The organism is Providencia sp. PROV174 (assembly GCF_028480685.1).
In the GTDB taxonomy this organism is placed as follows: Bacteria; Pseudomonadota; Gammaproteobacteria; order Enterobacterales; family Enterobacteriaceae; genus Providencia; species Providencia rettgeri.
Map to the genome: position 1 here is coordinate 80,757 of NZ_JAMPOT010000009.1, position 14,059 is coordinate 94,815.

Genomic DNA, 14,059 nt, shown 5'->3' on the forward strand with positions numbered 1-14,059 from the left:
GAATACGTAAGTTATTCTTTTATACATTTAATTTAGTTTTGCTCTTTTTTCGTATTAAGGCCATATTCTCTCAATTTATTGGCGATTGCCGTATGAGAAATATCCAAACGTTTAGCTAATTTACGGGTACTCGGATAATCGCGATATAAACGAGCTAATACCGATGCTTCATAACGTTTAGTGATTTCATCTAGCGAGCCATTGAGTGAATCTAAAGCGAGTGCGGGGGTATTAACGACATCAGGTAATTGGATATTATCTGCATCTAATATATTGCCATTAAGTTGCGTTAACCCTTGATAAAGAACATTTCTCAGTTGCCTTACATTACCCGGCCAATAATAACTACTTAAATATTCTATCAACGAAGGTGCCAATTTAGGTTCAGCAATATGAAGCTCTTTGGAAAAACTGGCGACAAATGTTTTGGTTAACGGTTGAATATCTTCTTTACGTTCACGCAATGGAGGAATGGTTAATGTCAGTACATTCAAACGATAATAAAGGTCCTCTCTGAATTTCTTTTCGGCAACCAATTCAGGTAAATTTTTCTGTGTTGCACAAATCACACGAACGTTCACCTTAACTTCTCTTTCTTCCCCAACACGCCTAAATGTCCCATCATTTAAAAAACGTAATAACTTAATTTGCATTTGTGGCGACATTTCAGCAATTTCATCAAGCAACACCGTTCCGCCGTTGGCTTGTTCAAAAAAACCCTTTTTGCCTTCAACTGCATTTGGATAAGCTCCCGCTGCATAACCAAATAATTCACTTTCTACAACATCATCCGGCATCGAAGCACAATTTAAGCCTAAAAACGGTTCTTTTCCTCTCGCACTATGCAAATGACAAGCTTTCGCTAAGATATCTTTCCCAGTCCCCGTTTCACCAACAAGTAATAATGGCTCATCCAGCATAGCAATACGTTTGGCTCGTTCAACCACATTTGCCATGACAGGGCTAACAGCAATAATTTGTTCAAAACCGCTGCCATCCACCTCAATAACTTGTTGGCGTTGCTTATCTAAAATTGCAGCCGATTTCAACAGTAATACCGCACCAGTACAATGGGATTTACCATTTTCATCAGCCAAAATAATAGGTGTTACTTGCATCAAATAGTCTTGGCCTTTAATGACAACTTTCTCGGTGTACGCCTCTGGTGACTCCCGTTCAAACCAACGTACTAGCCCTTGACTACCAACTAATTGTGAAAAGGTTTTTTCTCGAATTTTAGCCTCATCATAACCAAATAACTGCAATGTCATTGGGTTAATCAATTCAATATTTAGCTTGTTGTCGATGGATAAAACAGGTTCTGGAAATGAGTTTAAGAGCGCCCAAACGGCTTTATGTTCTCTTTCTGAAGGCATAAAATAAATTCGGCGAACATCAATAACACCATTAATACGCCGTATTTCTGCCATCAATGTGCTGAATACCTGAAAATCTACAGGTGTAAAATTGAGGTAAATCCTACGTTGAGGAGAGATTTCAATACCTTTTAAATCAATATTTTGTAGAACTAAAAGATCAAGTAATTCACGCGTTAAACCGATACGGTCTTGGCAGGTCACTTCGAGGCGCATGGGTAAGAACCTTCATCAAAAAAGCCGAGAGAATAAAGGTATTTTAGCCTTAAACATTAAGGGAATACAGTGTTTGTGTCACAAATTGTTGACAGCTGTAAGCTTTATAGTCATCAACAAATAAAATCACGGTTTTCCTTTATTTTTTGAGGCTTGAAATAAGAATAAACACATTAATCAATAAATGATGCTGCAGAGTGAGCAAAAACTGTCAACTCACCCTGCCAATGATATTGTTTTACGCTTTTTCTTTTTTACTGGGGATGACATTTTTTAACTGGCCAATTAACTGATGGCGAAAATCAGCTAAACGTGGCTTGTTTTCTATCCAAGGTAGTGGTCGACATAATTCCATCGCCTTAATACCTAAACGCGCAGTTAACAAGCCTGCTCCAATACCTTGTGCTGCTCGTGTTGATAACCGTGCAGTAATGTCTTGAGATAGCCAATCCATCCCCACTTCACGAATTAATTCAGACGCTCCCGCAAAGGCAATATTAATGAGCACCATGCGAAATAGTCGAATTCGGCTGTAATAACCGAGTTCAATACCATAGATTGCCGCGATCCGATTAATTAAACGAATATTTCGCCAAGCAATAAATGCCATATCCACCAGTGCTAGCGGGCTCACCGCAATCATGATGGCCGATTCCGCAGAACAACGACTAATTTCTTTGCGAGCTTGTTCATCAAGGATAGGCTGAACCATTCGACTATACAATTCAACAACTTCCCTATCATTATGCGAGTCATGAAGAGTGGCTTGCCAATTAACAATCGCAGGATGTTGCATTGATAACGCAGATTGTTTAGCCAATTTTTCACAAAAAGCCTTTCCTTGCCCCATACCATGACTGTGCAATAATTCGCGTGCAAAGTCCCGTTCCTCCGCACGTTCTCTCAGGCGATACAACCGCCGCCATTCGCCAACAACCGACCCAACACCCGCCACAACGATTAAACCGCCCGCAGCAGCGACACCTAACGCAGTCCAATCTTGTGTTACCCATGATTGGTGAATCCAAACGCCGAGTTGAGCAACGACGCTGACTCCAAAAATTCCCGCCGCCGCGCCAACTAATTTTCGCCAAAAGCTCCGTTTTGGTTTTAACGCTTCGTTAATCAGGCTTTCAACTTCACCCTCTTGGCTATCTTGCTCAGTTTCCAAGGAAATTGGAGTGAATTTTTCGAGTTCTCGCTCATCAAAAACTTGCGCTTTTTTTAGTGATTCTTTCGTCTTATTTTCACTATTTTCAGCAAAATCTAAACGCTGTTTTAAGGGTTCATTCATTTCAGTTTATCTCCCAACAAAAATTCAAGCGCACTGTCCATACGAATGTGTGGCAATGGTTGATCCATTGGCGTTGGCCTTGGTCTGAAATCTTCAAATTGAAAACCTTGAGTTTGCCAGAATTGTTCATTCGGTAAGCGTTTTGGTACTTCTCCTGGATAAAACATTAACGGTTGACCATCACTTAGCCGATTCCCTTTTAACGCAGGTAATTTTTCACCTTTATAATCTACCAAACCACTTTCGGTGGCTTGTATTGATGCTAGCCCCACACAATCCATGCTGATCCCCTCAAACGCAGCATGCTGCCATGCCTCTTGCACTAACTGTTGCAATAAAGCCACTAAATTTGCATGTTGGTCTGGTGTTACGTGATCTGACTTGCTTGCGGCAAAGAGTAATTTATCAATACAAGGTGAAAATAAACGCCTCAGTAATGTGCGCTTTCCATAATGAAAACTACGCATTAATTGCGTTAATGCCATTCTCATATCATTAAAAGCATCAACACCACTATTTAGCGGTTGTAAGCAATCAACTAACACAATTTGTCGGTCGAAACGTTGGAAATAATCACGATAAAAGCCCTTTACAACATGCTCACAATAATATTGATAACGTTGCTGTAATGCGCCAATATTGGTGTTCTTACCTGCCTGTGCGAGCTTTTTGTCGCCATATTTGGCCACATTCGGCCATGGGAAAAATTGCAGAGCGGGCGCTCCTGCTAATTCAGCGGGTAAAACGAAACGTCCCGGTTGAATAAAGTGCTGCCCTTGGGCCTTGCATTCCACTAAATACTGAGTATAAGCAGCTGCAATTTCAGCAAGCAAATTTTCATCAACTGGCGCTAAAGGGTCACATTTTTCACACAATGCCAGCCACGGTTGGGCTAAATGTGCACGTTCCCCCTTGATTAAGGTGTTCATTTGTTCAGACCACGCTAAATAATTTAAATCTAGCATGGGTAAATCCAACAACCATTCGCCGGGGTAATCGACAATCTCTAAATATAATGATGAGTTATCAACAAAATGACGCAAAAAAGAGTCTTCTGAACGGTAATGTAATTTAAGGCGTATTTCACTGACTCCCCTTGTTGGGGTTGGCCATTGCGGGGGCTCCCCATAAAGAGAGGCTATACCTTCATCATACGCAAAACGCGGTACTGACAAATCACGGTGAGGTATCCGTTTAACACCTAATAATCGCTTATCTCGCGCAGCAGAAAATAAAGGCAGCCGCGCTCCGGCATTCACATTCAATAGTTGGTTCACCAGTGAAGTAATAAATGCGGTTTTTCCACTACGGCTAAGCCCTGTTACTGCGAGCCTAACATGACGATCAACACTTCTATTCATCAAATCCGTTAATTCACTGTGCAGTCGTTTCATGCTCCTCCCAAGACTTATCCTTTCAATTTAAACCCATTTTACGTTATATTGCGTACTATAATTTAGCATAAAACAAATTGTATTAGGTTAACCGTTTAATTAGTACATTGAGCAACCACTTACTCGTCAATAATTTAATGATTTTACCTACGACTCCCGCTGGACCATATGTCATAAGTAATACCGCAGCGATTCGAATACCTTTTTGTAGAATAAGTTTCTTTGCAAATTTTTTGATTCGATAACGAACGTTATTTGCCATATGTCACTCACTTATTGATAAAAAATAAAAGGGATTTGGTTTTGAAACCTAATCCCTTATCATGTGATGGCGATACGATTTGCTATAGATTTCGAAATTTACTGTTCACTGTATAAGTATCTGAAGTAACGTATCTTTCAATCTGGCGTAACTTCATTTCACCGGATTTTAATTGTGTATCAATTTGGTTAATAAGACTACTCACTTCTGGGCCAATATCTTGCTGTGAACGGTAGCCACTTGGTGCCGCTTCGACAACAAAGCACATCACGATGTACAAAATCAAAGTAATACCAAAGCTTACAAATAAGGCTAATACGGCTAATGCTCTGACCAAAGCAACCGGAAGTTCTAAGTACTCAGCAATACCCGAACACACACCACCGAACACACGTCTATCCGTTAAACGATAAAGTTTGCGGTTGCGAAATTGAGTCATTATTTTTGCCTCCAATTTGGGTGTTCTGCATCCAAAATATCTTCAAGCGTTTTAATGCGTTGCTGCATCTGTGATGCTTGTTCTGCTAATTGCATCAAACGTTGTACTTCATTTTCAGTTAGCTGACTCCCCTGCCCATTATTTTTTTTGCTGTAATGTAGCCACAGCCAAATAGGCAGAATAAAAATGAGAAAAATAATTAATACGAGAGACAGAAAAACGTAGCCCATCACATATCCTTATACATATGGTTAACCTATCTATGGCACTGATACGATATTGCTGACGTACCAGTGCATCAAAATAACTGTTACTGATCTTTATTGATTTTAGCTTTAAGCGCCGCTAATTGCGCGCTTATTTCATCGTCTGCTTTTAACTCTGCAAACTGTTGATCCAGTGATTTTTGTTTACCAATACCATAACTTTGAGCTTCACCTTCCATATGGTCTATACGGCGCTCAAACTGTTCAAAGCGAGCCATTGCTTCATCCAGTTTGCCACTATCCAGTTGGCGACGTACATTACGGCTAGATTGTGCTGCTTCCATACGAACAACCATTGATTGCTGTTTCGCACGCGTTTCTTGCAGTTTGTTTTCTAATTCAGAGATTTCACCTTTTAAACGAGTCAAGGTTTCATCAACAATAATCAGCTCGTGTTTTAAGGTGTCGACCATTGCACTCACTTTTTGCTTTTCAATCAGTGCTGCACGCGCTAAATCTTCTTTATCTTTCACCAGTGCTAATTCTGCTTTTTCTTGCCAATCAGCAACTTGTTTTTCGCCCATCTCAATACGGCGCTCTAAACCTTTCTTTTCAGCTAAGGTACGTGCTGATGTCGAACGAATTTCAACTAGCATGTCTTCCATTTCTTGAATCATCAGACGGATCATTTTTTGCGGATCTTCTGCTTTGTCTAACAAAGAAGCGATGTTTGCATTAATGATATCGGCAAAACGTGAAAAAATACCCATTATTTATATCCCCTTGATGGATTTAATCATTCTGTAGCGCCTCGACCTGATTTGGCTTCCAACCCATACCTGACGCTCCGTTAGTCAAACAACAAATAGCATGTTGTATTTAGCTATTGCAATTCACATATTGCAACTCGCGTGCCAATTTTAAAAAAAGATCGTATCACAATGATTTTAAATAAAATAATTATAAACTTTCTCTAAAAGTCATTTTAGTCTATAGTTAAAGAATCGGTATTTCCAACCAACTATTGGTAAAAAAAACCATGAAAGAAACCAACGAACCTATTCTTGGCGTTTCAAGTAATTTTCTCGATGTACTCGAACAAGCTTCTGAACTCGCTCAGCTCAATAAGCCTGTTTTGGTTATCGGCGAACGCGGTACGGGTAAAGAACTTATTGCAGATAGACTCCATTACCTCTCCCCGCGCTGGCAAGAAGCTTTTATCTCTCTCAATTGCAGCGGACTCAATGAGAATTTACTGGATTCTGAATTATTTGGACATGAAGCAGGTTCTTTTACAGGCGCCCAAAAACGCCATCAAGGGCGCTTTGAACGAGCAGACAAAGGTTCCCTTTTTCTTGATGAGCTCGCCACTGCACCAATGTCAGTTCAAGAAAAACTGCTGCGAGTCATTGAATATGGTGAACTTGAACGAGTCGGTGGAAGCCAAGCATTACACGTGGATGTGCGTTTAATCTGTGCTACAAATGCCAATTTACCTGAACTTGCCAAACAGGGCCGTTTTCGAGCTGACCTCTTAGATAGGCTGGCTTTTGATGTTATTCGCCTCCCCCCACTGCGTGAACGACAGCCGGATATCTTATTGTTAGCAGAACATTTTGCCATTTTAATGTGTGGCGAATTAAAACGTTCACACTTTACAGGTTTTACATTACATGCCCAACAGGCTCTGCAACACTACCCATGGCCAGGTAATGTACGCGAATTAAAAAATGTTATTGAGCGCTCGATATACCGCCATGGAAACTGTGCTGACCCCGTTGATAATATTATTTTTGACCCATTTGGCGAAAAACTTGCTGAGCTACATGAATCACTAAGTTCACTCCCCATGCCACATACCCAACAACAGAATACAATTTTGCCTTCATTACCATGTGATTTACGTCAGTGGCAACAACAATCCGAAAAAGCGCTATTGGAACAAGCACTAACGGATAGTCATTTTAATCAACGTAAAGCTGCACAACGGTTATCATTAAGTTATGACCAACTACGAGGCTTAATGAAAAAACATCAAATAAATATTGAGAGTTAATAACACGTAGTTCAAATAATCCGAATTTATTGTTTGAACTACTGCATTATACTTAAATATTAAAAATTCAGGTTTAAAAAATTCGGTTTGTATTTATTGCTAAATATTTCCAATCTTATATTTTGGTTTCAAAAATCATTTACTCCCTTCACTGTCAAAATATATTATCGACAGAGTAAAATTAAAATAAAATTATTTAACTCAAATAAATAACTAAATAAAAACAATTGGTAACGGAGATTTTACTTTCTAAATTCAAAATTTGAAAATAATAAAAAAATTATAGCTAGTTACTTGTACTAATTATCACACATAAATAATGATTTATTTTAGCACATTTAGTTAATTATATAATCATAACTACGTCTATTTTAATCATATTAATGTTAACTAATTAAATTATTTTTACACCTTGTCATATTTAACTACTGTGCGAAATATATTTATATGATATCTCTATTAATATGATATTTATTATATGAGGAGCCTATTATGAAGAATATAAATATACTTGCTATAACCTTTTTTCTTCTCGGTTTATCTCCTACAGTCAACGCGGAATCATTAATGAGAACATTCTCTTACTGTGATGCGACTTTTTTCGAGAAAATAAAAGAGTATCCCGTTTTAAATGATGCATCTAATGCATTGAAAAATATGAAATTAGGTGATGGTGAACAAGTTTCTGTTAATCTCAATTTTTCACCTACGGGAATTGTGACTTTTAATCGTTTTTTTGTTAGTCATAGTAATTTCGATAAATATGATGACTTCGCCTATTTAGGCTTACGTGGCCAATACTATTTTTGGGGATTTGAAACCACTCAAAGCTTTGAAGAGGTTATCCGTTATACTTCATCAAGAATTGCTATTCTAAAGGTGGGAAATACTTATATCTACTCCCCCATGATCCGCCACAATTTGCAGGGCCAATGGGTGTTTAACGAATACGCAACGCAAAACTATAACTTGGACCCAAATGCGGCTGAAAAAATGCTGATTATTGAAAAAGATGAACAAAGAGGAGTGGTTCGTTTCTTATGTACACTCCAAGGTAAAGTGACCGATGAAGACCTACACTATGTGGGTTTAGAGTAATAGCGAGAAATGAAGCTAAAAGAGTTTGATTATACAAAAAAAAGCCAGCACCCAAGCTGGCTATTAAATAAAACACTGGAAGCAATGTGAGCAATGTCATGCCTTGTCTACATAAGCACTTGGCTTAATTGACAAAACGAATGATAATCGTTATCAGTGCCATTTGTAAAGCTTTTTAATGAGATATTTTCTCATTAAGACATACTTCAATGATTAATTTAATAATTTAAGTTAAGCATTATATTAATAACTTCCTTTTTAGCTTAATTTTCATGCTTTTGTAGGCTAAATTTTGCTTATACCCTGTCCCCCCATTTTTAGGCTACAATAGGTCAATTCTAGTTAACGATGTCAGTGGTATGCGCCTATTAACTCTTTGGTTTTTATTTATCATTTCTGTGTCTGCACAAGCGCTTAATAACCAAGAGCGCTTTACCGATATTGTGGCTAACGAGGTTCCTGCAGATATACGCCAAAAAGGTTTTATTTACTGTGTAAATGGGATCGTTACGACATTTAATCCACAACTAGTCAGTAGCGGGCTAATTGTCGACCCTCTCGGTGCTCAAATTTATGATCGCCTATTAGATGTTGATCCATTTACCTATCGTTTGGTTCCAGAACTGGCTGCTAACTGGGAAGTCCTCGATAACGGCGCAACCTACCGCTTATACCTGCGCAAAGATGTAAAGTTTCAAAACACAGCTTGGTACACACCAACGCGCAATATGAATGCTGATGATGTTGTGTTCAGTTTTTCTCGCATGTTTGAAGTCAACCATCCTTATCATTATATCAATGGGGGACGTTACCCTTATTTCGATAGTTTACAATTTGCCAATAGTGTCCAAAGCATACGTAAAATTAATAACCATACGGTGGAGTTCCGTTTGAATTCACCTGATGCGTCTTTTTTATGGCACCTAGCAACACACTATGCTCCTGTCCTTTCATCCGAGTACGCTGATTACCTTTCAAGTATCAATCGCCAAGAGCTGATTGATTGGCGACCTGTGGGTACGGGACCATTTCATTTAGATGACTACCAAGCTGGGCAATTCGTTAGACTTCTCAGAAATGACAATTACTGGAAGGGTTTGCCGCGTATGGAAGAAGTGGTTGTTGATATGGGGGCCGGAGGAACTGGTCGCATTTCGAAATTACTCACAGGGGAATGTGATGTTTTAGCCTACCCTGCAGCAAGCCAATTAAAAGTATTACGAGATGACCCACGTTTGCGAATTTCTATGCGTTCTGGGATGAATATTGCCTACCTCGCATTTAATACCAGTAAACCACCATTAGATAAACTAAAAGTACGTCAAGCCATTGCTTATGCAATTAATAATGAACGTCTAATGCAATCAATTTATTACGGTACAGCAGAAACAGCTGCATCTATTTTACCAAGAGCTTCATGGGCTTATGATAATCAAGCAAAGATCACTGACTATAACCCCGAACTTTCCAAACAAATGCTCAAAGAGATGGGGTTAGAAAATCTAAAACTGGATTTATGGGTGCCTATCGCTTCGCAATCATATAACCCTAGTCCACTAAAAATGGCTGAGCTTATCCAAGCAGACTTGGCACAGGTTGGTATTGTTATGAATATCCGTTCTGTTGAGGGCCGCTTCCAAGAAAACCAATTAATGGATAGAACCCATGATATGACATTAGCAGGTTGGACAACTGACAGTAATGACCCAGATAGTTTTTTCCGCCCGCTACTAAGTTGTGCGGCAATTGGTTCCCAAACCAATTTAAGCCATTGGTGTAACCCCGCTTTTGATGAAATCTTACATAAGGCACTATTGACACAGCAATTAGCCGCACGTATAGATTATTACCATCAGGCACAGCAAATTTTAGGGGAAGATTTACCTGTCTTACCCCTCGCCTACTCTTTACGTTTACAGGCCTATCGCTATGATATAAAAGGGCTAATGATCAGTGCGTTTGGTAATACCTCATTTGCCGGTGTGTATCGGGAAATGGAACAGGCTGAAAAAGTTTCTCCGAAAAAACAGAGGCAGCAACCATGATAATTTATTCACTGCGTCGTTTTTTACTTTTATTAGTCACAGTATTCTTCTTATCACTAGTCAGCTTTAGCTTAAGCTATTTTACGCCTAATGCACCACTGGGTGGCGCATCACTTATCGATGCCTATATTTTTTATTTTGAAGGCTTACTCCATTTTGATTTTGGCGTTTCAAGTATCAACGGGGAACCCATCACTGAACAATTAAGAGACACATTCCCTGCCACCATGGAGTTATGCATTTTAGCGTTTATTTTTGCTTTAACGACAGGTATTCCACTCGGGATTATTGCTGCTTTTTGGCGTAATAAACCAGCGGATATTGCTATCAGTGTTTTTGCTTTATTAGGATTTTCTGTCCCTGTATTTGTACTCGCACTCGTTTTAACCCTCTTTTTCTCATTACATTTAGGGTGGCTGCCTGTATCGGGTCGAATTGACCTATTATACAATTTAAAAACAGTAACTGGCTTTGCCTTGGTAGATGCATGGCTTTCGGATTCACCCTATCGTAAAGATATGATTATTAATGTGCTTGAACACATGGTATTACCTGTTCTGACTTTGGCGCTCGCACCAACAACCGAGGTTATTCGGTTGGTACGTAATAGCACCGAAGAAGTCGCCAGTGAAAATTATATAAAAGCAGCCGCTATTCGAGGGTTGTCACGAATAAAAATCATCCGTCGTCATATTTTTCATAATGCTATTCCCCCCATTATTCCTAAGCTTGGGCTACAGTTTTCTACTATGCTGACACTGACCATGGTAACTGAACTCGTTTTTAACTGGCCAGGGCTTGGCCGTTGGTTAGTTACAGCTATCCGCCAAGAAGATTACTCCGCAATATCCGCTGGCGTGATGCTAATTGGCGCACTAGTGATTACTGTAAATGTGTTGTCTGATATTCTAGGCGCCATGATGGACCCACTAAAACATAAGGATTGGTATGTCCTCAGATAATTTTTATCGTGAACAAAAAATGCCATCCCCAACACGAGTGGTATGGAATATCTTCTCATCAGATGTGGTTTCTATGGTGGGTTTTTTTGGTGTATTAGTTTTATTAATTTTATGCTTTGTTGGCTCTTATTTAGCACCTTATGCACTAGATCAACAATTTTTAGGTTACCAACTAACACCACCGTCTTGGTCACATTATGGTGATGTTGCATTCTTCTTTGGGACTGACGACCTTGGCCGCGATATTCTGAGCCGGCTATTAATTGGCACTAAATCAACATTTGGTGCGGCTATTTTAGTCACACTGATTGCAACACTAATTGGATTAGTTCTCGGCTGCCTAGCAGGAATGACTCGCGGGTTAAAATCTGCAATTTTTAACCACATACTCGATACACTGCTTTCAATCCCATCCTTATTACTCGCTATTATTGTCGTCGCTTTTATGGGCGCTAGTTTAGAAAATGCGATGCTCGCTATTTGCCTTGCATTAATTCCGCGAATGGTTAGAACCATCTATGTTGCTGTACATGATGAGTTAGATAAAGAATACATCGTTGCCGCACGCCTAGATGGCGCTTCAAACATTTTTATTTTATGGTATACCGTACTGCCAAACATCACCCCTATTCTCGTCACTGAACTAACTCGGGCACTTTCAATTGCCATTTTAGATATTGCCGCTTTAGGTTTTCTTGATTTAGGTGCACAACTTCCATCTTCTGAATGGGGTGCCATGCTAGGAGATACTTTAGAGCTTATCTACGTTGCTCCCTGGACGGTTATCTTACCCGGTGTTGCTATCATGATAAGCGTGCTTTTCGTTAACCTTTTAGGTGATGGGCTACACCGTGCCATCAATGCGGGAGTTGAATAATGCCACTGCTAGACATCCGCAATTTAACTATCGAATTTATGACTGCCAATGGCCCAGTCAAAGCTGTTGATCGCGTATCAATGACATTATCTGAAGGGGAAATCCGAGGTTTAGTCGGCGAATCAGGTTCTGGAAAAAGCCTTATTGCAAAAGCTATCTGTGGCGTAACGAAAGACAACATTCGTGTGAAAGCCGACCGTTTTCGCTTTCAAGACATTGACTTACTAAAACTCAGCCCACGTAAACGTCGCAAGTTAATTGGCCATAACATCTCCATGATATTTCAAGAGCCACAATCTTGCCTCGACCCAGCCGCTGATATAGGCAAACAGCTTATCCAATCGATTCCTGGATGGACATATAAAGGCCGCTGGTGGCAACGTTTTAATTGGCGTAAACGCCGTGCAATAGAACTGTTACACCGTGTGGGGATAAAAGATCATAAAGATATCATGCGCAGTTACCCTTATGAACTCACCGATGGTGAATGTCAAAAAGTCATGATTGCAATTGCGATAGCTAACCAACCACGGTTATTAATCGCCGACGAACCCACCAATGCGATGGAGTCTACCACTCAAGCGCAAATTTTCCGTCTACTAGATAAATTAAACCAAAACAATAATATGGGAATTTTGCTCATTAGCCATGATATGGAAATGATGTCAAAACTTGTTGACCGCATCAACGTACTCTATTGTGGGCAAACGGTTGAGAGCGCAACACCAGAAGATATCCTACAGCGGCCACGCCACCCTTATACCCAAGCATTAATCCGTTCAATCCCAGATTTTGAAAGCCCTCTTCCCCACAAAGGGCGGTTAAATACGTTACCCGGTGCAATTCCGTCTCTTGAACATTTGCCTATTGGTTGCCGCCTTGGCCCCCGTTGCCCTTATGCACAACGTACTTGCATCAACGCGCCTCAACTACGTAATATTAAAGGCCACCTCGTTGCTTGCCATTACCCGCTAAACACCGAGGAACAATCTTAAATGGAAACTTTACTTGAAGTCCGTAATCTCACCAAAACTTTCCGTTTTCGTGAGGGTCTATTTCATCGGCACGAATTACAAGCTGTTAAGCCTGTTAGCTTTAACTTACAGGCAGGCCAAACATTAGCCATTATTGGTGCCAATGGCTCAGGAAAATCAACGCTTGCGCGAATGTTATCCGGCGTTGTAGAACCCACCAGCGGCGATATTTTTATACACGGACAACCCCTTAATTTTGGCGATTATAGCTACCGTTGCCAGCGTATTCGCATGATTTTCCAAGACCCAAGTACGTCCCTAAATCCAAGGCAGCGTATTGGTCAAACGCTTGAACTCCCTTTGAAATTAAACACTGACTTAACTGGCATAGAACGTGAAAGGCGCATTATTCAAACACTTCGCCAAGTCGGGTTACTTGCTGACCACGCTGAATATTACCCACATATGTTAGCATCGGGGCAAAAACAGCGTATTGCACTGGCAAGAGCGCTTATTCTACAACCCGAAATTATCATTGCGGATGAAGCGCTAGCTTCGTTAGACATGTCCATGCGGTCACAGATCATCAACTTAATGCTAGATTTGCAAGCAAAACAAGATATTGCATTTATCTATGTTACCCAGCACTTAGGGATGATGAAACACGTCAGTGATAAAATGCTTGTGATGGATAAAGGTGAAGTTGTCGAACGTGGTAATACAGCAGAAGTTTTAGCTGCCCCTCTTCATGACGTTACCCGACGACTAATTGAAAGCCACTTTGGTGAGCCCCTGTCGATTGATGCTTGGCGGCAAGACTTATAATGGCTTCTCCATTGTCTGTGGGTAAAATTCCTCAC

14 protein-coding genes are annotated in these 14,059 nt (G+C 40.1%); 7 read left to right on the top strand and 7 right to left on the bottom strand.

What is annotated here, in order from left to right; genetic code table 11:
- Positions 1-32: 32 nt before the first annotated feature.
- The 7 genes from tyrR to pspA form a co-directional block, all read right to left on the bottom strand.
- Positions 33-1,592 (bottom strand): transcriptional regulator TyrR, encoded by a 1,560-nt coding sequence (gene tyrR, locus PSE60_RS07660; protein WP_272665041.1) that lies wholly within the window; start codon positions 1,590-1,592, stop codon positions 33-35.
- Between the two features lie 238 nt (positions 1,593-1,830).
- Positions 1,831-2,886, bottom strand: a complete 1,056-nt coding sequence (locus PSE60_RS07665) for a YcjF family protein (RefSeq protein WP_272665042.1) — start codon at positions 2,884-2,886, stop codon at positions 1,831-1,833.
- Positions 2,883-4,280 (bottom strand): YcjX family protein, encoded by a 1,398-nt coding sequence (locus PSE60_RS07670; protein WP_004910478.1) that lies wholly within the window; start codon positions 4,278-4,280, stop codon positions 2,883-2,885. Before PSE60_RS07670 ends, PSE60_RS07665 begins: the two co-directional genes overlap by 4 nt.
- 82 nt (positions 4,281-4,362) lie before the next feature.
- Positions 4,363-4,542 carry a hypothetical protein gene (locus PSE60_RS07675; protein ID WP_115167360.1) on the bottom strand — a complete coding sequence of 60 codons (180 nt, stop codon included), beginning with the start codon at positions 4,540-4,542 and terminating at the stop codon, positions 4,363-4,365.
- An 82-nt stretch (positions 4,543-4,624) separates the two neighbouring features.
- Positions 4,625-4,981 carry an envelope stress response membrane protein PspC gene (pspC, locus tag PSE60_RS07680; RefSeq protein ID WP_210839442.1) on the bottom strand — a complete coding sequence of 119 codons (357 nt, stop codon included), beginning with the start codon at positions 4,979-4,981 and terminating at the stop codon, positions 4,625-4,627.
- On the bottom strand, positions 4,981-5,211 hold the full coding sequence (gene pspB, locus PSE60_RS07685) for an envelope stress response membrane protein PspB (RefSeq protein ID WP_004910474.1): 231 nt from the start codon (positions 5,209-5,211) through the stop codon (positions 4,981-4,983). The genes pspC and pspB overlap by 1 nt, the downstream gene beginning before the upstream one ends.
- A gap of 80 nt (positions 5,212-5,291) precedes the next feature.
- Positions 5,292-5,957: a phage shock protein PspA gene (gene pspA / locus PSE60_RS07690; RefSeq protein WP_272665043.1), complete on the bottom strand. Its 666-nt coding sequence runs from the start codon at positions 5,955-5,957 to the stop codon at positions 5,292-5,294.
- A gap of 269 nt (positions 5,958-6,226) precedes the next feature.
- Between pspA and pspF the strand changes: the two genes are divergently transcribed.
- From pspF to sapF, 7 genes are all read left to right on the top strand, one after another.
- Positions 6,227-7,243 (top strand): phage shock protein operon transcriptional activator, encoded by a 1,017-nt coding sequence (gene pspF, locus PSE60_RS07695; RefSeq protein ID WP_272665044.1) that lies wholly within the window; start codon positions 6,227-6,229, stop codon positions 7,241-7,243.
- 492 nt (positions 7,244-7,735) lie between these two features.
- The gene (locus tag PSE60_RS07700) at positions 7,736-8,341 is read left to right on the top strand and encodes a hypothetical protein (RefSeq protein WP_272665045.1); all 606 of its coding nucleotides are present in this window, start codon (positions 7,736-7,738) and stop codon (positions 8,339-8,341) included.
- A gap of 359 nt (positions 8,342-8,700) precedes the next feature.
- Complete coding sequence (gene sapA, locus PSE60_RS07705; RefSeq protein WP_210839672.1) at positions 8,701-10,386, top strand: ABC transporter substrate-binding protein SapA; 1,686 nt, start codon at positions 8,701-8,703, stop codon at positions 10,384-10,386.
- Positions 10,383-11,348: a putrescine export ABC transporter permease SapB gene (gene sapB, locus PSE60_RS07710; protein WP_210839670.1), complete on the top strand. Its 966-nt coding sequence runs from the start codon at positions 10,383-10,385 to the stop codon at positions 11,346-11,348. Before sapA ends, sapB begins: the two co-directional genes overlap by 4 nt.
- Positions 11,335-12,225, top strand: a complete 891-nt coding sequence (gene sapC / locus PSE60_RS07715; RefSeq protein ID WP_115167366.1) for a putrescine export ABC transporter permease SapC — start codon at positions 11,335-11,337, stop codon at positions 12,223-12,225. Before sapB ends, sapC begins: the two co-directional genes overlap by 14 nt.
- Complete coding sequence (gene sapD, locus PSE60_RS07720; protein WP_004910464.1) at positions 12,225-13,220, top strand: putrescine export ABC transporter ATP-binding protein SapD; 996 nt, start codon at positions 12,225-12,227, stop codon at positions 13,218-13,220. Before sapC ends, sapD begins: the two co-directional genes overlap by 1 nt.
- Complete coding sequence (gene sapF / locus PSE60_RS07725; protein WP_004910462.1) at positions 13,221-14,024, top strand: putrescine export ABC transporter ATP-binding protein SapF; 804 nt, start codon at positions 13,221-13,223, stop codon at positions 14,022-14,024.
- The last annotated feature ends 35 nt before the right edge of the window (positions 14,025-14,059 follow it).

Coding starts and splice junctions, on each gene's coding strand:
- sapD (WP_004910464.1), top strand. CDS start 12,225: ATGCCACTGCTAGACATCCGCAATTTAACTATCGAATTTATGACTGCC.
- pspA (WP_272665043.1), bottom strand. CDS start 5,957: ATGGGTATTTTTTCACGTTTTGCCGATATCATTAATGCAAACATCGCT.
- sapF (WP_004910462.1), top strand. CDS start 13,221: ATGGAAACTTTACTTGAAGTCCGTAATCTCACCAAAACTTTCCGTTTT.
- PSE60_RS07665 (WP_272665042.1), bottom strand. CDS start 2,886: ATGAATGAACCCTTAAAACAGCGTTTAGATTTTGCTGAAAATAGTGAA.
- pspB (WP_004910474.1), bottom strand. CDS start 5,211: ATGGGCTACGTTTTTCTGTCTCTCGTATTAATTATTTTTCTCATTTTT.
- PSE60_RS07670 (WP_004910478.1), bottom strand. CDS start 4,280: ATGAAACGACTGCACAGTGAATTAACGGATTTGATGAATAGAAGTGTT.
- pspF (WP_272665044.1), top strand. CDS start 6,227: ATGAAAGAAACCAACGAACCTATTCTTGGCGTTTCAAGTAATTTTCTC.
- sapA (WP_210839672.1), top strand. CDS start 8,701: ATGCGCCTATTAACTCTTTGGTTTTTATTTATCATTTCTGTGTCTGCA.
- PSE60_RS07700 (WP_272665045.1), top strand. CDS start 7,736: ATGAAGAATATAAATATACTTGCTATAACCTTTTTTCTTCTCGGTTTA.
- tyrR (WP_272665041.1), bottom strand. CDS start 1,592: ATGCGCCTCGAAGTGACCTGCCAAGACCGTATCGGTTTAACGCGTGAA.
- PSE60_RS07675 (WP_115167360.1), bottom strand. CDS start 4,542: ATGGCAAATAACGTTCGTTATCGAATCAAAAAATTTGCAAAGAAACTT.
- pspC (WP_210839442.1), bottom strand. CDS start 4,981: ATGACTCAATTTCGCAACCGCAAACTTTATCGTTTAACGGATAGACGT.
- sapB (WP_210839670.1), top strand. CDS start 10,383: ATGATAATTTATTCACTGCGTCGTTTTTTACTTTTATTAGTCACAGTA.
- sapC (WP_115167366.1), top strand. CDS start 11,335: ATGTCCTCAGATAATTTTTATCGTGAACAAAAAATGCCATCCCCAACA.